This window comes from Burkholderia sp. BCC1208 (assembly GCF_902833095.1).
In the GTDB taxonomy this organism is placed as follows: Bacteria; Pseudomonadota; Gammaproteobacteria; order Burkholderiales; family Burkholderiaceae; genus Burkholderia.
The window spans coordinates 856,643-877,347 of sequence record NZ_CADFDY010000001.1; the positions used below are offsets into that span (position 1 = coordinate 856,643).

General features: G+C 67.4%; 22 protein-coding genes. 8 read left to right on the plus strand and 14 right to left on the minus strand.

Features of this window, described 5'->3' with window-relative positions; translation table 11 throughout:
- Positions 1 to 63 precede the first annotated feature (63 nt).
- From rpoE to HWX09_RS03880, 10 genes are all read right to left on the minus strand, one after another.
- Positions 64 to 663, minus strand: coding sequence for an RNA polymerase sigma factor RpoE (rpoE, locus tag HWX09_RS03835; protein ID WP_006490873.1), 600 nt, complete (start codon positions 661 to 663; stop codon positions 64 to 66).
- A 91-nt stretch (positions 664 to 754) separates the two neighbouring features.
- Entirely contained in the window at positions 755 to 1,219 is a 465-nt protein-coding gene (locus tag HWX09_RS03840; RefSeq protein ID WP_027783932.1) for a hypothetical protein, read from the minus strand.
- Between the two features lie 11 nt (positions 1,220 to 1,230).
- Positions 1,231 to 2,463 carry a beta-ketoacyl-ACP synthase II gene (gene fabF, locus HWX09_RS03845; protein ID WP_027783931.1) on the minus strand — a complete coding sequence of 411 codons (1,233 nt, stop codon included), beginning with the start codon at positions 2,461 to 2,463 and terminating at the stop codon, positions 1,231 to 1,233.
- Positions 2,464 to 2,627: 164 nt separating this feature from the next.
- A complete protein-coding gene (gene acpP / locus HWX09_RS03850; RefSeq protein ID WP_004197638.1) occupies positions 2,628 to 2,867 on the minus strand; it encodes an acyl carrier protein in 240 nt (79 codons plus the stop codon).
- Between the two features lie 144 nt (positions 2,868 to 3,011).
- Entirely contained in the window at positions 3,012 to 3,761 is a 750-nt protein-coding gene (gene fabG / locus HWX09_RS03855) for a 3-oxoacyl-ACP reductase FabG (protein ID WP_006476504.1), read from the minus strand.
- 36 nt (positions 3,762 to 3,797) lie between these two features.
- Complete coding sequence (gene fabD, locus HWX09_RS03860; RefSeq protein ID WP_027783930.1) at positions 3,798 to 4,730, minus strand: ACP S-malonyltransferase; 933 nt, start codon at positions 4,728 to 4,730, stop codon at positions 3,798 to 3,800.
- 83 nt (positions 4,731 to 4,813) lie between these two features.
- Positions 4,814 to 5,803, minus strand: coding sequence for a beta-ketoacyl-ACP synthase III (locus HWX09_RS03865; protein WP_027783929.1), 990 nt, complete (start codon positions 5,801 to 5,803; stop codon positions 4,814 to 4,816).
- Positions 5,804 to 6,910: a phosphate acyltransferase PlsX gene (gene plsX / locus HWX09_RS03870; RefSeq protein WP_027783928.1), complete on the minus strand. Its 1,107-nt coding sequence runs from the start codon at positions 6,908 to 6,910 to the stop codon at positions 5,804 to 5,806.
- 129 nt (positions 6,911 to 7,039) lie between these two features.
- Positions 7,040 to 7,219: a 50S ribosomal protein L32 gene (rpmF, locus tag HWX09_RS03875; protein WP_006051932.1), complete on the minus strand. Its 180-nt coding sequence runs from the start codon at positions 7,217 to 7,219 to the stop codon at positions 7,040 to 7,042.
- A gap of 98 nt (positions 7,220 to 7,317) precedes the next feature.
- Positions 7,318 to 7,953 (minus strand): DUF177 domain-containing protein, encoded by a 636-nt coding sequence (locus tag HWX09_RS03880; protein ID WP_027783927.1) that lies wholly within the window; start codon positions 7,951 to 7,953, stop codon positions 7,318 to 7,320.
- Positions 7,954 to 8,184: 231 nt separating this feature from the next.
- Here HWX09_RS03880 and HWX09_RS03885 point away from each other — a divergent pair, with 231 nt between their 5' ends.
- Complete coding sequence (locus tag HWX09_RS03885; RefSeq protein WP_027783926.1) at positions 8,185 to 8,817, plus strand: Maf-like protein; 633 nt, start codon at positions 8,185 to 8,187, stop codon at positions 8,815 to 8,817.
- Positions 8,814 to 9,536, plus strand: a complete 723-nt coding sequence (locus tag HWX09_RS03890; RefSeq protein WP_027783925.1) for an SAM-dependent methyltransferase — start codon at positions 8,814 to 8,816, stop codon at positions 9,534 to 9,536. The genes HWX09_RS03885 and HWX09_RS03890 overlap by 4 nt, the downstream gene beginning before the upstream one ends.
- A gap of 84 nt (positions 9,537 to 9,620) precedes the next feature.
- Here the strand turns inward: HWX09_RS03890 and HWX09_RS03895 are convergent, their stop codons facing one another.
- From HWX09_RS03895 to HWX09_RS03910, 4 genes are read right to left on the minus strand one after another with little or no spacing between them, the layout of a single operon-like run.
- The gene (locus HWX09_RS03895) at positions 9,621 to 10,613 is read right to left on the minus strand and encodes a S49 family peptidase (RefSeq protein ID WP_027783924.1); all 993 of its coding nucleotides are present in this window, start codon (positions 10,611 to 10,613) and stop codon (positions 9,621 to 9,623) included.
- Positions 10,614 to 10,625: 12 nt separating this feature from the next.
- On the minus strand, positions 10,626 to 11,036 hold the full coding sequence (locus HWX09_RS03900; protein WP_027783923.1) for a Rieske 2Fe-2S domain-containing protein: 411 nt from the start codon (positions 11,034 to 11,036) through the stop codon (positions 10,626 to 10,628).
- Positions 11,033 to 11,692: an HAD-IA family hydrolase gene (locus HWX09_RS03905; RefSeq protein ID WP_027783922.1), complete on the minus strand. Its 660-nt coding sequence runs from the start codon at positions 11,690 to 11,692 to the stop codon at positions 11,033 to 11,035. The genes HWX09_RS03900 and HWX09_RS03905 overlap by 4 nt, the downstream gene beginning before the upstream one ends.
- Positions 11,693 to 11,697: 5 nt before the next feature.
- Positions 11,698 to 12,702, minus strand: coding sequence for an RluA family pseudouridine synthase (locus HWX09_RS03910; protein WP_027783921.1), 1,005 nt, complete (start codon positions 12,700 to 12,702; stop codon positions 11,698 to 11,700).
- Positions 12,703 to 13,423: 721 nt separating this feature from the next.
- On the opposite strand from HWX09_RS03910, the gene HWX09_RS03915 reads away from it, so the two are divergent.
- The 6 genes from HWX09_RS03915 (at position 13,424) to HWX09_RS03940 (ending at position 20,663) form a co-directional block, all read left to right on the plus strand.
- A complete protein-coding gene (locus HWX09_RS03915) occupies positions 13,424 to 16,567 on the plus strand; it encodes an Rne/Rng family ribonuclease (protein WP_027783920.1) in 3,144 nt (1,047 codons plus the stop codon).
- Positions 16,568 to 16,699: 132 nt separating this feature from the next.
- On the plus strand, positions 16,700 to 17,812 hold the full coding sequence (moaA, locus tag HWX09_RS03920) for a GTP 3',8-cyclase MoaA (protein ID WP_027783919.1): 1,113 nt from the start codon (positions 16,700 to 16,702) through the stop codon (positions 17,810 to 17,812).
- A 28-nt stretch (positions 17,813 to 17,840) separates the two neighbouring features.
- Positions 17,841 to 18,458 carry a molybdenum cofactor guanylyltransferase MobA gene (gene mobA / locus HWX09_RS03925; protein ID WP_027783918.1) on the plus strand — a complete coding sequence of 206 codons (618 nt, stop codon included), beginning with the start codon at positions 17,841 to 17,843 and terminating at the stop codon, positions 18,456 to 18,458.
- Between the two features lie 111 nt (positions 18,459 to 18,569).
- Positions 18,570 to 19,868 (plus strand): gephyrin-like molybdotransferase Glp, encoded by a 1,299-nt coding sequence (gene glp, locus HWX09_RS03930; RefSeq protein ID WP_027783917.1) that lies wholly within the window; start codon positions 18,570 to 18,572, stop codon positions 19,866 to 19,868.
- A gap of 37 nt (positions 19,869 to 19,905) precedes the next feature.
- Positions 19,906 to 20,181 (plus strand): hypothetical protein, encoded by a 276-nt coding sequence (locus HWX09_RS03935; RefSeq protein ID WP_006476519.1) that lies wholly within the window; start codon positions 19,906 to 19,908, stop codon positions 20,179 to 20,181.
- Positions 20,178 to 20,663 carry a GNAT family N-acetyltransferase gene (locus tag HWX09_RS03940; protein WP_027783916.1) on the plus strand — a complete coding sequence of 162 codons (486 nt, stop codon included), beginning with the start codon at positions 20,178 to 20,180 and terminating at the stop codon, positions 20,661 to 20,663. The genes HWX09_RS03935 and HWX09_RS03940 overlap by 4 nt, the downstream gene beginning before the upstream one ends.
- The last annotated feature ends 42 nt before the right edge of the window (positions 20,664 to 20,705 follow it).

Below are 20,705 nucleotides of genomic sequence, written 5' to 3' on the forward strand. Positions count from 1 at the left end.
CGTCGTGAATTCACGACTCTATCCGTAACTAGACCCCGACCCGCGTCGTTCCGCCCGTCGCGCTTACCAGCGCTTGCCTTCGGGCGTATCGAGCAGCGGACGCAATTTGGCAGCGATTGCCTCGCGCGCGCGGAAGATTCGCGACCGGACCGTCCCGATCGGACAGCCCATCATTTCCGCGATCTCTTCGTAGCTCAGGCCCTCGATCTCGCGCAGCGTGATTGCCTGGCGCAGTTCTTCGGGCAGCAGAGCCATTGCAGCGTTGACCGTTTCGGCAATCTGCTTGCTCATCAACATCGACTCAGGCGTGTTGATATCCCTTAGTTGGTCTGCGTCGGAGAAAGTTTCCGCTTCCTCCGCATCGGCCTCGGTCGAGGTCGGCGCCCGGCGGCCTTGCGTCGCAAGGTAGTTCTTCGCCGTGTTCACGGCAATTCGGTACAACCACGTATAGAACGCCGATTCGCCGCGGAATTGCGGCAGCGCACGATACGCCTTGATGAACGCGTCCTGGGCCACATCCTCGACCTCGGCGGGATCCCGCACGAGGCGCGAAATCAACCGAATGATCTTGCGGTGGTATTTGGAGACCAGGAGTTCGAACGCCGCCTTGTCGCCCTTCTGTACGCGCTCGACCAGAGCCTGATCGATTTCTTTTTCACTCACCTGACAAATCCGTTAACTAGGGATGCAACGCGGAGCGTTATTGTAGCGTTCCGGCGCCGGACGCTGGTTACGGCCGGTAACCGCGCGGCCGTCATGCCCGCCCCGCCGCGCCTGCCGTCCTCGCCAGCACCGACAGCGCGCTGAACGATGCGGCATCGAGCGCATCGGCCGGAATCAGCAGCGGCCGGGCCCGCCGGACGCCCTGCCCGACCGACAGCACCAGCAGCAGGCTGCTCCAGTGCGCGTGGCCCGTCACCCGGCCGCGGGCCAGCAACCGCCCGGTGCGGCCAAACGCCGCAATCTCCCCGAACGCATCGATCCGCAGCTCGGCCGGCAGCCGGCGGGCGCAGGCCCGTGCCGCCCATACGGCCAGCAGTGCCGCCGTCGCGGCCGACACCCCCGTGCCGGCGGCAGCGCCCGCGCGCGGCGCCCAGAACAGATACGCCGACGCGGCAGCCGACGCGACGAACGCGGCCAGCACGAGATACGACACGGCCGAGGCCCGCAACGCAAAGCGCTGCGGACGCCCGGCCGGAGCATCGAATGGACTCGTCAAGTGATTCGACGTCAGACGCGCTTGAACACCAGCGTGCCGTTGGTACCGCCGAAGCCGAAGTTGTTCTTCACGGCAACGTCGATCTTCATGTCACGCGCGGTGTTCGCGCAGTAATCGAGATCGCACTCGGGGTCCTGGTTGAAGATGTTGATGGTCGGCGGCGACACGTTGTTGTGCAGCGCCAGCACCGAGAACACCGATTCGAGGCCGCCCGCGCCACCCAGCAGGTGGCCCGTCATCGACTTCGTCGAGTTCACGACGAGCTTGTACGCGTGCTCGCCGAAGGCCGCCTTCACCGCGTCGGACTCGTTCTTGTCGCCCAGCGGCGTCGACGTGCCGTGCGCGTTCAGGTACTGGACCTCGTCCGCGTTCAGGCCGGCGTCGCGCAGCGCCGCGACCATGCAGCGGCGCGGACCGTCCATGTTCGGCGCGGTCATGTGGTACGCGTCGCCCGTCATGCCGAAGCCCGCGACTTCCGCGTAGATCTTCGCGCCGCGCGCCTTCGCCGCCTCGTACTCTTCGAGCACCATCACACCCGAGCCCTCGCCCAGCACGAAGCCGTCGCGGTCCTTGTCCCACGGACGCGACGCGGCAGCCGGATCGTCGTTGCGGGTCGACAGCGCGCGCGCTGCCGCGAAACCGCCGATGCCGAGCGGCGACACCGTCGATTCGGCGCCGCCCGCGACCATCACGTCGGCGTCGCCGGCCTGGATCAGGCGCGCGGCGAGGCCGATGCTGTGCAGGCCGGTCGTGCAGGCCGTCACGGCCGCGAGGTTGGGGCCCTTCAGGCCGAACATGATGCTCAGGTGACCCGAGATCATGTTGATGATCGAACCCGGCACGAAGAACGGCGAAATCCGGCGCGCGCCGCGATCGACGTAGGTCTGGTGCGTATCTTCGATCATCGGCAGGCCGCCGATGCCGGAGCCGACCAGCACGCCGATGCGTTCCGCGTTGGCTTCGTTCACTTCCAGCCCGCTGTCCCGGATGGCCTGGACGCCGGCGGCGATGCCGTAATGGATGAACGTATCCATGTTCCGGGCTTCCTTCGCCGGGATGTATTCCTCGGCGCTGAAACCCTTCACTTCGCCCGCGAAATGGCAGGCGAGGTTCGACGCATCGAACTTCGTGACGGTGGCGATACCGGACTTGCCGGCGACGAGATTGGCCCAGCCGTCGGCAACATTATTGCCAACAGGCGAAATCAGCCCCAGGCCTGTAACGACAACACGACGGCGGCTCACGGTAACCTCTTTTCCATTATTGGATGACAAAAACAAAAGCCACAGTGGCCACAGGAACCAGCCCTGCGAGCCCTGTGGCTGTTAGTCCATCCGGCGCGAAGCCGGCAGGATGGCGCGTCAATCGCGAAGATCGCGGCGACGTGGCGGACAAGCGCGAAAGGCGCTTACGCCTTGACGTTTGCGCGAGCGTAGTCGATCGCTTGCTGAACGGTCGTGATCTTCTCTGCTTCTTCGTCCGGGATTTCCATGCCGAACTCGTCTTCGAGCGCCATCACCAGTTCGACCGTGTCGAGCGAGTCGGCGCCCAGGTCGTTCACGAACGAAGCTTCGTTCTTGATCTCGGCTTCCGCGACGCCCAGTTGTTCAGCGACGATCTTCTTGACACGTTGTTCGATGTTGTCCATTACCCCTCCGAGGGAAAGTTCAGATTTACAAGTGCGCGCATTTTATCAGGTTTGCTGACGCCAAAACGCGCGTTGGCTTGATGGTCGATCAAGCGCCGATCCGCCTGAAAAACGGGATACGGCGCGGATGGTAAACGAAAATCGTTACGACATGTACATGCCGCCGTTCACGTGCAGCGTCGTGCCGGTGATGTAACCGGCCTGCGGCGATGCGAGGAACGCGACGGCATGGGCGATGTCCTCCGGGCTGCCGAGGCGGCCGAGCGGAATCTGGGTCTTGAGCGCGGCCTGCTGTTCTTCCGGCAGCGTCTTCGTCATGTCGGTGTCGATGAAGCCCGGCGCCACGCAGTTCACCGTGATGCCGCGGCTGCCGATTTCGCGCGCGAGCGCACGCGTCATGCCCGCGACGCCGGCCTTCGCGGCCGCGTAGTTGACCTGACCCGGATTGCCGGCCGAGCCGACCACCGACGTGATGTTGATGATACGGCCGCCGCGCGCCTTCATCATCGGGCGCAGCACCGCACGCGACAGACGGAACACCGACTTCAGGTTGGTGTCGATCACCGCGTCCCAGTCCTCGTCCTTCATCCGCATCGCGAGCTGGTCCTGCGTGATGCCCGCGTTGTTGACGAGCACGTTCAGCGCGCCGAATTCCTTCACGGTCGCGTCGATCAGCGCCTCGGCGGCGGCTGCGTCGTTGACGTTCAGCACCGCACCGCGGCCCGTGACGCCCGCTTCCGCGAACGCCGCGGTGATCGCGGCGGCGCCCGATTCGCTCGTCGCCGTGCCGATCACCGTCGCGCCCAGGCGCGCGAGCTCGAGCGCGATCGAACGGCCGATGCCGCGCGACGCGCCGGTCACGATCGCCACCTGTTTATCGAGAGTCTTGTCCATGAATCGAATATCCGTTGCTTGGGAAAAGGCGCCGCGTCAGGCGGTCACCAGCTTGAGCGCTTCGTCGAGCGAAGCCGGATCGAACACCGACGCACCCGTCAGGTTGGCGTCGATGCGCTTCGTCAGGCCGGCGAGCACCTTGCCCGGACCGCATTCGATCACGTGCGTGACGCCCGTGCCCGCGATGTGCCGCACGCACTCGACCCAGCGCACCGGGCCCGCGGCCTGGCGCACCAGCGCATCCTTGATCGCGGCCGGATCGCCGACCACGGCGACGTCGATGTTGTTGATGACCGGAATCTGCGGCGCCTTCACGTCGACGTTCGCGAGATAGTCGCGCAATTGGTCCGACGCCGGCTTGAGCAGCGACGAATGGAACGGCGCCGACACCGGCAGCGGCAGCGCACGCTTCGCGCCCTTCGCCTTCGCGATTTCGCACGCCTTTTCGACCGCGGCCTTGCTGCCTGCGATCACGACCTGCGCGGGCGCATTGAAGTTCACCGCTTCGACGACGCCCGCTTCCGCGGCTTCGGCGCACACCGCGCGCACCGTGTCGTCGTCGAGGCCCAGGATCGCGGCCATGCCGCCCTGGCCGACCGGCACGGCCGTCTGCATCGCCTGCGCGCGAAAGCGCACGAGCGGCACCGCGTCCTTGAACGCGAGCGCGCCGACCGCGACGAGCGCCGTGTATTCACCGAGGCTGTGGCCGGCGACGATCGACGGCGCCGGACCGCCTGCCTGCTGCCACGCGCGGTAGCACGCGTACGCCGCGGTCAGCATCACGGGCTGCGTGTTGGTGGTCAGATTCAGCTCTTCGGCCGGACCTTCGGCGATCAGCTTGCCGAGATCCTGATTGAGTGCATCGGACGCTTCCTGGAGCGTCTCGCGTACAACGGCCAGATCGGCGAATGCGTTGAGCATGCCGATCGTCTGCGAGCCCTGCCCCGGAAAAACGAATGCAAATTTCATATCGTCCCCAATTGAATCGATTCGGACGGCGCGCACGAACGGCGCGCCGACGGGATCCGCGCGCGGCAATCGCGCGCTGCGGATCAGAAGCGGAAGACCGACGCGCCCCAGGTGAAGCCGCCGCCGACGCCTTCGATCAGCACGTGCTGGCCACGCTGGATGCGGCCGTCGCGCACCGCGACGTCGAGCGCCAGCGGGATCGACGCGGCCGACGTATTGCCGTGCTGGTCGACCGTCACGACCATGCGCTCCTGCGGCAGGCCGAGCTTGCGGCAGGTACTGGTCATGATGCGGATGTTGGCCTGGTGCGGAATCAGCCAGTCGATTTGCTCGGGCGCGAGATTCGCCTTCGCGAGCGCTTCGATCGCGACCTTTTCGAGCACGTTGACCGCGAGCTTGAACACGGCCTGCCCGTCCATGTGCAGGAACGCGCTGCCGTCGATCACGCCGCGATTGACGTTGCCCGGCGTGCACAGGATGTTCGAGTAGCTGCCGTCCGCGTGCAGCGCGCTGCCGAGCACGCCCGGCTCTTCCGATGCGGACAGGATCACCGCGCCCGCGCCGTCGCCGAACAGCACGCAGGTCGTGCGGTCCTTGAAGTCGAGAATGCGCGAGAACGTCTCCGCGCCGATCACGAGCGCCGTACGGTGCTGGCCGCTGCGGATGAAGCTGTCGGCCGTCGCCATCGCATACGCGAAGCCCGAACACACGGCCTGCACGTCGAATGCCGCACCGCCGTTCTTGATGCCGAGCTTGTTCTGCAGCAGGCACGCGGTGCTCGGGAACACGAAATCGGGGGTCGAAGTCGCGACGATGATCAGGTCGATCGACTGCGGATCGATACCGGCCGCTTCGATCGCACGACGCGACGCCTCGAGCGCGAGATCGCTCGTCGTGACGTCGGGTGCGGCGAAATGGCGCGCATGGATGCCCGTGCGCGCCACGATCCATTCATCGCTCGTCTCGATGCCTTCCTTCGCGAGACGATCGGTCAACTGCTGGTTGGTGACGCGGTCGGGCGGCAGGTAGCTGCCCGTGCCGAGCACGCGGGAATAGAGAGTCGATTGGGCCATTTATGCTTTAGAGGATTGCGCAGCGGAAGGTTCGGCGTGATGGCCTGCGGCCGGGCTTGCATGGCCCGCGCCGCCCGCGTCGTGCTCGCCATCGCCGAGCGACACTGAATTATCCGCCATCGCGCGCGTGAGGCGCTCCAGCACCCCGTTTTTGACGGCATCATACCCGCGTTTGATCGCCCACTCAAACGCGTAGGCGTCGGCCGAACCGTGGCTCTTGATCACGAGGCTCTTCAGCCCCAGCAGCGCAGCGCCGTTGTACTGGCGGTGGTCGACGCGCTTCTTGAAACGCATCAGCACGGGCAGCGCGAGCAGCGCCATCAGCTTCGACATCAGCGAACGGCCGAACTCCTCGCGGATGATGTCCGACAGCATCTGCGCGAGCCCTTCGGACGTCTTCAGCGCGACGTTGCCGACGAAGCCGTCGCAGACGATCACGTCGACGGTGCCCTTGTAGATGTCGTTGCCTTCCACGTTGCCGCGGAAATTGAGCGTGCTGGCGCGCAGCAGCTCGCCTGCGCGCTTGATCGTCTCGTTGCCCTTGATGACCTCTTCGCCGATGTTCAGCAGGCCGATCGTCGGGCGCTCCTTGCCTTCGAGGGCGGCCACGAGCGCGTGCCCCATCTCCGCGAACTGCAGCAGATGCTGCGGCTCGCAGTCGACGTTCGCGCCGAGGTCCAGCATCATCGTGTAGCCGGTCGGGTTCGGCAGCGCGAACGCGATCGCGGGCCGCTCGATGCCGGGCAGCGTCTTGAGTACGTAACGGGAAACGGCCATCAGCGCGCCGGTGTTGCCGGCCGAAATGCAGGCCTGCGCCGCGCCTTCCTTGACGTGGTTGAGCGCCACGCGCATCGAAGAATCCTTCTTCTTGCGCAGCGCCACTTCGACAGGGTCGTCCATCGCCACGATTTCGGTGGCGGGCACGATGGTCAACGCGGGATCGTCGAGGGCTTTCAGCTTCTTCAGCTGAGCGCGAATCGCGCTTTCGATGCCGACGAGCATCAGGTGCGCATCGGGATGCGCGCGGACGAACTTGACTGCCGCGGGAACGGTCACGGACGGGCCGTGGTCGCCTCCCATGCAATCGATTGTGAGCTTTACGGTCATGGAATGCGACGAATTTCAGGCACAAAAAAGCGGCAGTTGAATGCCGCCTTTTTGTTGAGCCAGGAAAGTGTCAAGCGAACCAGTTGTCACGCGAACGGCGAACGTAGCGCGCAACGCGTGACTTGACGCTTAGTCGTTCTTCGTCTTGACGACTTTCTTGCCGCGATAGTAGCCGTTCGGGCTGACGTGGTGACGCAGGTGCACTTCACCCGTGCTCGGCTCGACTGCCAGCGGCGCTGCCGTCAGGAAATCGTGCGAACGATGCATGCCGCGCTTCGACGGCGACTTCTTGTTTTGCTGGACTGCCATGACTAACTCCTAAATAATTTTCCGGATTCTAACACAGCCCGATCCGGCGCTTAACTACCCTGGCCCAAAGCCCTTACGCCTTCCCGCGCCACAACTGCTTAATGTTTCTTGGTGCCGTCACCGTCCTTCTTCAACGCTTGCAGCGCTGCGAACGGATTCGGCCGTTTGCCTTCGTCCCCGGCTTCGTCGGACTCCTCGTCCGCCTCTTCCACGGGACCGCTCGCGCCCGACACGAGGCTTTCGTGAACTGCCGGGCAAACCTCGTGCTTGGGCACGAGCGGCAACGAAAGCAGCAATTCCTCTTCGATCAAGTCGACGAGATCGAACTGGCGTGAGCCCACGATCACATCGGCTTCATCGTCGTCGAGCGGAAATTCCTCGGCTTCTTCTTCGGTCGCGACGACCCGGTACGTCATGTCGACGTCGAACGTCTGGTCGTACGGCGTCACGCAGCGCTGGCACGTGAGCCACGCATGGCCGTGCACCGCGAGGCGCAGATACGGCTGCTGCCCGTCGGCGCCGTCGTCCTGCAACTCCTTCTGCGTGAACCCTTCCGCCTGCCACGTGAAGACCGTGTCGCGATCCGGCGCGTCCGTCGGCACTTCGTTTAACATGCGCGGCAGCTGCGAGAGGCGCACCGCCCCGGCTGCCTGCCGCCCGCTGCGGGCGAACTCGAACAGGTCGACCGCATGCGGATCGAGGGCCGCTGCAGGTTTGCCAGAAGAAGTGTTCATGTGCGCTCCTGCCTACAGGCTGACTTGCGGGATCCGGCTTGGCACCGCTCGCGTACGGCTCATCGAAGGATGACGTACTTTACTTCCGAAGACCCGGCAGGCGCCACCACAACGAAAGCCTGCCGACGAAAAGCGGGAAAGCATACCTGTTTTACCTTTTGCGGTCAATCACTTAAGCTTGCGTCCGCGCAACGCCGCGCCCCACCTGACGATTCACCGACCCAACCGACCATGCCGGATACCGTTTGCCGCCCGCCGCGGCTGATTCTTGCCTCCAGTTCCCGCTATCGCCGCGCGCTCCTCGAGCGCCTCGGCGTACCGTTCGACGTCGTGTCGCCCGACCTCGACGAAACCCCGCTCGCCGGCGAAACGCCGGCCGCGACCGCGCTGCGTCTCGCCGGCGCGAAAGCGCGCGCCGTGGCCGCGACGATCGACGCGCCGGACGGCGTCCTCGTGATCGGGTCGGACCAGGTCGCGACCTTCGACGGGCACCAGATCGGCAAGCCTGGCACGCATGAGCGCGCGCTTGCGCAACTCGTGTCGATGCAGGGCCGTGAAGTCGAATTCCACACCGCACTCTGCCTGTACGACAGCCGTACGGACGATGCGCAGATCGAGGACATCGTCACGCACGTGCGCTTCCGTTCGCTGCCCGAAGCCGAGCTCGACGCCTACCTGCGCGCGGAAACGCCGTACGACGTGGCCGGCAGCGCGAAATCCGAAGGGCTCGGCATCGCCCTGCTCGACGCGATCGATTCGGACGACCCGACCGCGCTCGTCGGCCTGCCGCTGATCGCCCTCACGCGGATGCTGCGCGCCGCCGACTACCCGCTGTTTGCAATCACCCGAGGAGACCGCGCATGACCGCCGGCACGCTTTATCTTGTCCCGAACACGCTCGGCGAAGGCGACGAATCGATGCTCGCCGCCGTGCTGCCCGCCGCCGTGCAGGCGCGCGCCGGCACGCTCGGCTATTACATCGGCGAAAACGCGAAAACGACCCGCGCGTTTCTGAAGAAGATCGGCACGACGCGCCCGATCCAGGAAATCGAGATCAGCGAACTGAACGTCAATACGCCGGGCGGCGCCATCGACCGGCTGCTCGCGCCCGTACTGGCCGGCGCGGACGCCGGCCTCGTGTCGGAGGCCGGCTGTCCTGCCGTCGCCGACCCCGGCGCGCTGCTGGTGCGCCGCGCGCACGAGCGCGGCGTGAAGGTCGTGCCGCTGGTCGGGCCGAGTTCGATCCTGCTCGCGCTGATGGCGTCGGGCCTGAACGGCCAGAGTTTCGCGTTCAATGGCTACCTGCCGGTCGATGCGGCCGCGCGCGCGAAGCGTCTGCGCGAACTCGAGCAACTGTCGCGCAAGGCGCGCCAGACGCAGATCTTCATCGAAACGCCGTACCGAAATCACGCGATGCTCGACACGCTGGTCGCGACCTGCGCGCCGTCGACGCAGATCTGCGTCGCGGCCGACCTGACCCTCCCGACCGAGACGATCGCGAGCCGCACGGTGATGGACTGGAAAAAGGCGCCTGCGCCGAATCTGCACAAGCGCCCCGCGATCTTCCTGCTGCTCGCGAACTGATGCCGCGACCGGCGATCGGCTGACCGATGAAAGTGAAAGGCGGGCCATTTCGGCCCACCGATTACTGCCGTCGTCGGTCAGCCGTCAGCGCAGGCTGACCGACGCGCCGCCGGCCGTCAGCGCCTTCATCGCGGCGCCCCCGACGGCCGCGCCGAACTTGCGCGCGACCCGATTCGTCAGGCTTTCCTTCACCGTGTAGTCGACCAGATCCGGCGCCTTCAGCACGTCGCGCGCGACCGTGTCGGTCGTGCCGTAGCCGTCGGCGAGCCCGAGCTCGACGCTCTTCTCGCCGGTCCAGAACAGGCCCGAGAACATGTCGGGCGTCTCGTGCAGCCGCTTGCCGCGGCCATCCTTCACGGCCTTGATGAACTGCGCATGCACCTGGTCGAGCAGCGCCTGCGCGTGCGCGTCCATCTTCGGCGTTTCCGGCGAGAACGGATCGTAGAAGCCCTTGTTTTCGCCCGACGTATGCAGGCGCCGCTCGACCCCGAGCTTGCCCATCAGCCCGGTGAAGCCGAACCCGTCCATCAGCACGCCGATCGACCCGACGATGCTCGCCTTGTCGACGAAGATCTTGTCGGCCGCGGACGCGATGTAATAGCCGCCCGACGCGCACATGTCGGTCACGACGACGTACAGCGGCTTGTCCGGATACTTGCCGCGCAACCGCCGGATCTCGTCGTAGACCATGCCGGCCTGCACCGGACTGCCGCCCGGGCTGTTGATCCGCAGCACGACGCCGGCCGTGCCATCGTCGTCGAACGCGGCGTCGAGCGCCGTGTTGATGTCGTCGGCGTTCGCGTTGACGCCGGCCGCGATCTCGCCGTCGATCGTCACGAGCGCCGTATGCCGCCCGCTCGACGAGAACTTCGAATCGCTCGAGAAATCGATCAGCGCGAACGCGAGCAGCACGAACACGCCGAGAAACGCGAAGCGGAAGAAGATCTTCCAGCGCCGTGCCGCGCGCTGCTCCTTGACGGCCGCGAGCGCGATCCGCTCGAGCGCCGCGCGCTCCCAGCTCGGTTCACGGTTGTCGGGACGGGAGGAGGAATCCGGGGAATTCGGTTGGTCGGCCATGCAGTGGTGTCGTCAGTCGGTCGTGGCGGGAGTGGCGGGAGTGGCAGGATGCAGATCGGCATCGGGCACCCAGAATACCGCACGGCCGTCGGGCGTGTCGCGCTCGTCGACCTCGACCGGGCGCAGGCGGCCGCCGCGGCACGGGCCGCCGACGCACTTGCCGGTATCCGGTGCATAGATCGCGCCGTGCGTCGCGCACATCAGATAGAGGCCCGACGACTCGAAGAACTGCCCTTCGGCCCAGTCGAGCTCCATCGGCACGTGCGCGCAGCGGTTCAGGTAGCCGTAGGCGCGGCCGTCGTAGCGCACGAAGAACACGACGGCCTGCTCGCCGCGCAGCGTCGCGTCGACGCGCACGCCGGCGCCGCCGTCGGTCAGCGCGTCCGATGCGCACACACGCACGGCCTGCGGCGCCGCGCTCACGCGTGCTCCCGCAGCCATGCGGCCAGCGCGCCGACGTCCGGCGCGACGAAGCGCGGCGTGAGCGCCGCCAGCGCATCGGCCGTGTGCGCGCCGTACGCCACGCCCACGCCGGCCGCGCCGGCACTGGCGGCCATCTGCAGGTCGTGCGTGGTGTCGCCGATCATCACGGTGCGCGACAGATCCTGCCCCAATTCGCGCGACAACTCGTGCAGCATCGCCGGATGCGGCTTCGAGAACGTTTCGTCCGCGCAGCGCGTCGCATCGAACCAGCTCGTCAGCTTCGACTGGTCGAGCACGCGGTTCAGCCCGACGCGCCCCTTGCCGGTCGCCACGGCGAGCAGGTAGCCCGTGTCGCGCAGCTCGGCGAGCAGCTCGCGCACGCCGGCGAACAGCGCGATGCGCTGGTCGTCGAGCAGATAGTGATAGCGGTAGCGCTCGGCGAGCCGCGTGTAGTCGGACGGATCGAGGGTCGGAGCGGCGATCTGCAACGCATCGCGCAGGCCGAGGCCGATCACGTAACGGGAAGCCTCGTCGGACGGCGTGGGCAGGCCGAGATCGCGGCAAGCGGCCTGGATGCTGTGCGCGATGTGCGCAGTCGAATCCATCAGCGTGCCGTCCCAGTCGAAGACGATCAGGTCAAATTGCTGTCGAGCCATGCGGTTCAGGCGGTATCGCGCAATGCGCTGAGTTGATCGAGAAAGCGCCTGCATTCGGCGGGCAGCGGCGCATCGAACTGCAGCGCCTCGCCGGTCAGCGGATGAGCGAGCCGCAGCCGGTGCGCATGCAGGAACATCCGTTTCAGCGACGGCTGCGCGTTCGCGCGCGCCAGCGCCTTGTTCAGTGCGAAATCGCCGTACTTGGCGTCGCCGGCGATCGGCAGGCCGAGATGCGCGAGGTGCACCCGGATCTGATGGGTCCGACCCGTTTTGAGTTCCGCTTCGACGAGCACATAGTCGGACCAGCGGTCGACGAGGTTGAACACCGTATGCGACGCCAGCCCGTCGTCCTGCACGCGCACGCGGCGCTCCCCTTCCGGGGTCGAATACTTGAATAGCGGCGCCTTCACCGCGCGGCGCCGGCCCCAGTCGGGCTGCCATTCGCCGTGAGCGCACGCGAAGTAGCGCTTGTCCATCCGGTTCTCGCGGATCTGCTCGTGCAGGCCCACCAGCGCCGTGCGCTTCTTCGCGAGCATCAGGATTCCGGACGTCTCGCGGTCGAGCCGGTGCACCAGTTCGAGGAATTTCGCACGCGGGCGCGCCTGGCGCATCTGCTCGATCACGCCGAACGCGACGCCGCTGCCCCCGTGGACCGCGACCCCGGCCGGCTTGTCGATGACGAGCATCGCGTCGTCCTCGTACAGCACGTCGAAATTCGCGGGCGGCACGACCGGCGTGTCGGCGCGCGCGAGGTCGGCCGCCGCCACGCGCACCGGCGGCACGCGAACGAGGTCGCCCAGCGCCAGGCGGTACTGCGCGTCGATCCGGCCCTTGTTGACGCGCACTTCGCCGCTGCGGAGGATCCGGTAAATATGGCTTTTCGGCACGCCTTTACAGACGCGCAACAGAAAATTGTCGATCCGCTGACCGGCCGAGTTTTCGTCGATCTCGATCATCGATACCTGGCCGCTTGCGACCGAATTCTGGGATATTTTGCCTAACTCATTCATACTGAATATAATTTTGCCCAGCCTGACGTTGTGGGTGGCCTGATCGGCCGGCCCCGGCTGAATTGGGCAAGGCGCAAGCGCAAACTGCTATTTTACTTGCGCCGGGGGTCCGCTGCTCGCCCCTAATCAAAGAGAAGCAGCAAGTTGCACGCACGGCGCCGCCCGTCGGCAAGGATCGCGCCCACAGGCGGATTCGGTCGGCAAGGCGCCGCGGTAACGGAAAGTTGGTTGAAAAGAATTTGATCGGTAGCCCGACGGCGCGAAGTGTGTCCGCAGGCTGCCGGTTGCGAAAATTACGGCGTTGCGCCTGATTTGGCCCCGCGAAGCGTGCGGGGCTTGGCGACGTCAAACCAGGGAAGTACACCCCAAGCGGGAAAGTCGGGCTGGATTCGATACTCCCCGCTGCGGCCCAAGCCGCAGCATCTGCCGCCCGTCGGCGCGCGCGACGCATTGCGCGCGCCCGTGGCAATGCCCGGATCAGGCTTAGCGCGCTTTTGCAGCGTGCGGTGTGTGAACGCCGTGCTTTGAAGCCGTATTCGCAGGTGCCCTATGGCCGCCGGCCCCGTCTTTCGGGCCCAAGCGCCTCTTCAGGCAATTCTCCCCGCCAGCGTTCCCGCTCCAGCGTGCTCGTGACAACACAACAAGGTGCGGCCTGTCGTCGTTCCCGCCCTCGCGCCTGACAACCGCGAGGCGTCGGCAGCGGAGCCGCCTGGAGTCGTTCATGAAACGCATGCTGTTCAATGCGACGCAGCAGGAGGAGCTGCGCGTCGCCATCGTCGATGGGCAAAAGCTCATCGACATCGACATCGAAACCGCCGGGCGCGAACAGCGCAAAGGCAATATCTACAAAGGTGTCATCACCCGTATCGAGCCGTCGCTCGAAGCGTGCTTCGTCAACTACGGCGAAGACCGCCACGGCTTCCTGCCGTTCAAGGAAGTCGCCCGCCAGTACTTCAAGGATGGCATCGACATGCGCTCCGCGCGCATTCAGGATGCCCTGCGCGAAGGCCAGGAGCTGATCGTCCAGGTCGAGAAGGAAGAGCGTGGCAACAAGGGCGCCGCCCTCACCACCTTCATCTCGCTCGCCGGCCGTTACCTCGTGTTGATGCCGAACAACCCGCGCGGCGGCGGCGTGTCGCGCCGGATCGAAGGCGACGAGCGCCAGGAACTGCGCGAAACGATGGCGCAACTGCAGATTCCGGACGGCATGAGCATGATCGCCCGTACCGCGGGCATCGGCCGCAGCGCCGAGGAACTGCAGTGGGACCTGAACTACCTGCTGCAACTGTGGCGCGCGATCGAGGCCGCCTCGCAAAGCGGCAACGCCGGCCAGCCTATGCTGATCTATCTGGAATCGAGCCTCGTGATCCGCGCGATCCGGGACTATTTCCAGCCCGATATCGGCGAAATCCTGATCGACACGAACGAAATCCATGATCAGGCCCGTGCCTTCATGGACATCGTGATGCCGGACAACGTCGCGAAAGTGAAGCGCTATCACGACGACGTGCCGCTGTTCTCCCGCTTCCAGATCGAGCACCAGATCGAAACCGCGTACTCGCGCACGGTCCCGCTGCCGTCCGGCGGCGCGATCGTGATCGACCACACCGAAGCGCTCGTCGCGATCGACGTGAACTCGGCCCGCGCGACCAAGGGCGCGGACATCGAGGAAACGGCCACCCGCACGAACCTCGAGGCGGCCGACGAAGTCGCCCGCCAGCTGCGGCTGCGCGACCTCGGCGGCCTGATCGTGATCGATTTCATCGACATGGAATCGGCGAAGAGCCAGCGTGAAGTCGAGCAACGCCTGAAGGACGCGCTCAAGCACGACCGTGCGCGCGTCCAGATGGGCAAGATCTCCCGCTTCGGCCTGATGGAGCTGTCGCGCCAGCGCCTGCGTCCGGCGCTGTCGGAAGGCAGCCACGTGACGTGCCCGCGCTGCAACGGCACCGGCCACATCCGCGATACCGAATCGTCCGCGCTGCAGGTCCTGCGGATCATTCAGGAAGAAGCGATGAAGGAAAACACCGCGGCGATCCACTGCCAGGTGCCGGTCGAGGTGACCGCCTTCCTGCTGAACGAAAAGCGTCAGGAAATCAACAAGATCGAGTCGCGCTTCAAGGTCGGCATCGTGCTGATCCCGAACAAGCACCTCGATACGCCGCACTACAAGCTCGAGCGCCTGCGTCACGACGACGCACGCCTCGACGATCCGCGCGCGTCCTGGAAGATGGCCGAGGAAGCAGCCCGCGAGCTCGAGTCGGAAACCGGCTACAGCAAGCGTGCGGCCGAAGTGAAGCCGAAGCAGGAAGCCGCGGTCAAGGGCATCACGCCCGAGCGTCCGGCGCCGAGCGCGCCGCAGCGTCCGGTCGAGCCGGTTGCGGCACCCGCGCCCGCCCCCGTCGCCGCGGCAAGCGGTGGCTTCATCGGCTGGCTGAAAGGTCTGTTCGGCGTATCGCAGGCACCGGCGCCCGCACCGGTCGCACCGGCCCCGGCGAAGGAGCAGGCAGCCCGTCCGGCTCGCGAGCGCACCGAAAAGACCGAGCAGCGCGGCGGCGATCGCAATCGCAACCGCCGCAGCGGCGCCCAGCAGGCGCAGGGCGGCCGCGACCACGCAGCCGCAGGCCGTGGCCAGCCGCAGCGCCAGGAACGCGAAGGCAAGGAAGTGCGCGAACCGCGTGAAGGCCGTGAGCCGCGCGAGGGTCGTGAACTGCGTGAAGGCCGGGAAAACCGCGAAGGTCGCGAAAACCGTGAGGGTCGCGAGGGCCGTGGCACGCGCGAACCGCGCGAAGGTCGCGAGCCGCGTGAAGGCCGTGAGCCGCGCGAACCGCGCGAAAACCGCGAACCGCGCGAGCGTGTCGAGCAGCCGGAAGGCGTCGAAGCCACCGGCCGTGGCGAGCGCCAGGAGCGCGGCGAGCGTCGCGAGCGCGGCGAACGCCGCAAGCCGACCCAGCATGCGGCCACGCTCGAAACCGTCACTCGCGGCGAAAACCATCCGGAATCGGAAACCGACAAGGCTGTTGCGGAAGCCCTGCCCGGCGCGGAACTGGGAGCCGATGCGGAAGCCAGCGCACGTGACGGCGAAGAACGTCGCCGTCGCCGTCGCGGCCGCCGCGGCGGTCGTCGCGAGCGCGAGGAAGATGGCGCAGTCGACCAGACCGAGCAAGGCGCCGAAGGCGAAAGCGAAGTCGCAGCGCAAGCCGTAACGCCGAACGCGCCGGTCGCAGCCGAACCGGCCCACACGGCCGCACCGGCAGTCGTCGCAGCCGTGGCAAGTGCGGTCGCCGTGGAAGCCGTCGCCGAGCAGCATGCCGCACCGGCCGCTGTCGAAGCGCAGCCGGCGCCGGCACATGCCGAAGCGGCTCCGGCCGCCCCGGTCGAGCCCGCCGTCGCCGTTCAGGCAGCAGAACCGGCACCGGTCGCACCGGCAGTCGAGGAAGCGGGTCCGGCGCCGGTCGCGGTGTCGCCGACCGATGCGTTCGAAGTGCCGGCAGCCGCTCCGGCCGCTGTCGAGGCTCCGCAAGCCGCGCCCGTCGAGCCGGCCGCACCGGCCGTCGCGATCGAAGCCGCTCCGGCGGCGATCGAGGCGCCTGTCGAGGCAGCACCGGCCGAGGCCGTCGCTGCACCGGCACCGGCCCCGGCTCCCGCCCCCGCGCAACCGGCAGCCGCGCCCGCTTCGGCGAGCCTGGATGTCGTGCTGGAGCAGGCCGGTCTCGTCTGGGTGAACACGGACGCCGACAAGTTCGCGGCCGCGCAGGAAGCCGCGTCGCGACTCCCGCGCCCGGCCCGCGTGCCGCGCGAACGCAAGGTGCTGCCGCCGGCCGATACGGCCCCGATGCAGCAGGTCGAAACGACGCACCACTGAACGGCGCATCGCACGACCAGGAAAAGCCCGCCTCCGGCGGGCTTTTTTTATGTCCGCGCTGCGGGTTTCCGCCCACCGGCCCCGCCGGCCGGTTGCGGCTAAAATAGCAGTCTGGTTCGCACTTCTTCCAACATGTCCCGACGCATCATTCCTCTCGCCAACGTCAGCGGGATGCCGGACGTCTCCGGCGTCGCGCATGCCCCCGACGGCACGCTGGCCGACACGTTCGCCAGGCCGCTGCGCGACCTGCGCATTTCGGTGACGGATCGCTGCAATTTCCGCTGCGTGTACTGCATGCCGCGCGCGGTCTTCGACAAGGACTACCCGTTCCTGCCGCACAGCGCGCTGCTCACGCACGAGGAAATCGAGCGCGTGGCGCGCGTCTTCGTCGCCCACGGCGTCGAGAAGATCCGCATCACGGGCGGCGAGCCGCTGCTGCGCAAGAACCTCGAATTCCTGATCGAGCGGCTCGCGCGTCTGACGACGCACGCCGGCCGCCCGCTCGACCTGACGCTGACGACCAACGGCTCGCTGCTCGCGCGCAAGGCGCGCGCGCTGAAGGACGCCGGGCTCACGCGCGTCACGGTCAGCCTCGATGCGCTCGACGATACGCTGTTCAAGCGCATGAACGATGCCGAGTTCGCGAGCGCCGACGTGCTCGACGGCATCTTCGCCGCGCAGGCCGCGGGCCTCGCGCCGGTCAAGGTCAACATGGTCGTGAAGCGCGGCACCAACGACAGCGAGATCCTGCCGATGGCCGAGCGGTTCCGCGGCACCGGCGTGATCCTGCGTTTCATCGAATACATGGATGTCGGCACGTCGAACGGCTGGAACATGACCGAGGTGCTGCCGTCGGCGGAGGTCGTCGCGCGTATCGCCGAACGTTTCCCGCTCGTGCCGCTCGAGCCTCACACGGCGGCAGAAACCGCGCAGCGCTGGGGCTATGCGGACGGCAGCGGCGAGATCGGCGTGATCTCGAGCGTCACGCAGGCCTTCTGCGGCGATTGCACGCGCGCGCGGCTGTCGACCGAAGGCAAGCTGTACCTGTGCCTGTTCGCGTCGACGGGCCACGACCTGCGCGCGCTCGTGCGCGGCGGCGCGAGCGATGCCGATATCGCGACCGCGATCGCCCGCATCTGGCAGGCACGCACCGACCGCTATTCGCAGCTGCGCGGCAGCGCATCGTCCGACGCCGCGCCCGACGGCGCCGGCAAGCGCGTCGAGATGTCGTATATCGGCGGCTGACGCACGCCGCTCTTCGCGCCCACGCACGATGCCCGCTCCCGCCACTCCGTCGATCGCCGGCCTGCTGCTCGCAGGCGGGCGCGCCACCCGCATGGATGGCGTCGACAAGGGCCTGCAACTGCTCGACGGTACGCCGCTCGCGCTGCACGTGCTGCGCCGGCTGTCGCCGCAGGTCGACGAGACGCTGATCAGCGCGAATCGCCATGCCGATCGCTATGCCGAACTCGGTGCGCCGTTCGACGCACGCATCGTCGCCGACGAAACGCCCGACTTCCCCGGGCCGCTCGCGGGCCTGCTTGCCGGCATGCGCGCGGCGCGCGCGCCGCTGCTCGCGTGCTCGCCATGCGATACGCCCTATCTGCCTGCCGACCTCGTCGCGCGGCTGCATGCGGCGCTCGACGCGCAGCAGGCCGACATCGCGATGGCGATCACCGTCGACGCGCAGCAGATGCGCTCGCCGCAGCCGACGTTCGCGCTGCTGCGCACGTCGCTGGCCGACGACCTGGCCGCCCGGCTCGCGGCCGGCGACCGCAAGGTGCGTGCGTGGTACGCACGCCACACGACGGTCGAAGTCGAGTTTCGCGACGAGCGTGCGTTTTACAATGCCAACTCCTGGCAGGAACTCGCCGCGCTGGCCCGTCGCTGACGGCGCCGTGCCGTTCCCGCCCGGCGCCCGCCACACGCGAAACCCGCGCCCAGGCACCCTCCTCGCGCCACCGGCCACGAACCCGATACGCCTCGCGGCGCAGTCCGACTGATGATCACGCAATCCTCGCCCGCTTCCCGAACCGCACCCGACCCCGATGCCCCGCTGTCGCTCGCCGACGCGCAGGCGCTCGCGTGCCGTTTCGCTGCGCCGGTCGACGCGTGCGACACGGTGACGCTCCGTGATGCGCTCGACCGCGTGCTCGCGGCCGATGTGAGCGCGCCGTTCGACATTCCCGCGTACGACAACTCGGCAATGGACGGTTATGCGTTCGACGGCGGCAGCGCGGCACTCGCGTCGGCGCAGGGCGAGGTCGCGATGACGATCGCCGGCACCGCGTTCGCCGGCCATCCGTTCGACGGCGCCGTGGCGGCCCGTGCATGCGTGCGCATCATGACGGGCGCGCCGATGCCGGCCGGATGCGACACGGTGATTCCGCAGGAACGCGTGCGCGTCGATGGCGACACGATCCACTTCGCCGCGCACGCCGTCGCGCGCGGCGCGAACTGCCGCAAGGCCGGCGAGGATCTCGCGCGCGGCGCCTGCGCGCTCGCCGCGGGCCGTACCCTGCGGCCATCGGATCTCGGCCTGCTCGCGTCGTTCGGCGTCACCGACGTCACGGTGCGCCGGCGCGTGCGCGTCGCCGTGTTCTCGACTGGCGACGAGCTGCGCGAGCCCGGCGAACCGCTCGGCCGCGGCGCGCTGTACGACAGCAATCGCGGAATGCTGATCGCGATGCTCGAACAGCTGCACGTGGACACGATCGATCTCGGGATCGTCCGCGACGACCCCGCCGCGCTCGAAGGCGCATTGCGCGAGGCCATCGCCGCGCAGGCCGATGCGGTCATCACGTCGGGCGGCGTGTCGGTCGGCGAGGCCGACTTCACGCGCGACGTGATGGCGCGGCTCGGCGACGTGACGTTCGCCAGTCTCGCGCTGCGGCCCGGCCGGCCGCTCGCGTGCGGCACGCTCGCACGCGAAGGGGACAGCGCCGGCCACGCGCTGTTCTTCGGGCTGCCCGGCAATCCGGTCGCATCCGCCGTGACGTTTTACGCGATCGTGCGCCCCGCACTGCTGACGCTGGCCGGCGCACGGACGCCGCCGCCGGCCATGTACACGGCGCTCAGCACGCAACCGTTGAAGACGCGTCCCGGTCGCACCGAATACCTGCGCGGCATCGCGACGCGCGCCGCCGACGGCCAATGGCACGTCGCGCCGGCCGGATCGCAAAGCTCCGCGTCGCTGAGCGGTCTTGCAGCCGCCAACTGTTTCATCGTCCTGGGTCACGATACCGCGGCAGTCGACGCGGGCGCCCCGGTCGACATCCTGCCGCTCGACGGCCTGATCTGAATTCCAATCGGTATATCACTACGGGGGCAATCCGCACATGAAGAAACAAATCTCGTCGATCGCCGCGGGGCAGACCGCCAAGGCGCTGATCCTCGTCTACCTGACGTTCAGCGTGCCGATCGTGCTGCTCGGCATTCTCGTCGCCTATATCCGCTACGGGATGGTCGAGTTGAGCACGATCCTGAGCGCGCTGCTGCTGAACGCGATCCTCGGTTTCGTGCTGCTGTGGATCGCGTGCCATGCGTACAACTGGGTCGCGTCGCGCTTCGGCGGCATCGAGATCGTGCTGTCCGATCCGCCGGAGGAAGCGTGAGCGGCGCGCCGCTGATCCGCGCGGCCGACACGCGCGACGTCGGCGCGATCCTCGCGCTGATGCGCGAGCTGGCCGAATTCGAGAAGCTCACGCACCTGTTCGTCGCGACCGAAGCCGATCTCGCCGACGCGCTGTTCGGCGAGCACCCTGCCGCCGAGGCACGGGTGGCCGAGCAGGACGGCGCGATCGTCGCGTATGCGCTGTTCTTCCACAACTATTCGACGTTCCTCGGCCGCCGCGGGCTCTATCTCGAGGATCTGTACGTGCAGCCGTCGCAGCGCGGCACGGGCCTGGGCACCGCGATGCTGCGTCATCTCGCGGCGCTCGCCGTCGAGCGCCGTTGCGCGCGCTTCGAATGGTCGGTCCTCGACTGGAACCAGCCGGCGATCGATTTCTACGAGAAGATGGGCGCAACCGTGCTGCCGGAATGGCGCATCGTTCGCGTGACGGGCGACGCGCTGGACACGCTCGCCGCGCATTGAGCGCGAGCCGGCCGCGCCGGCGATCGCTGCAAAGGAAAACGG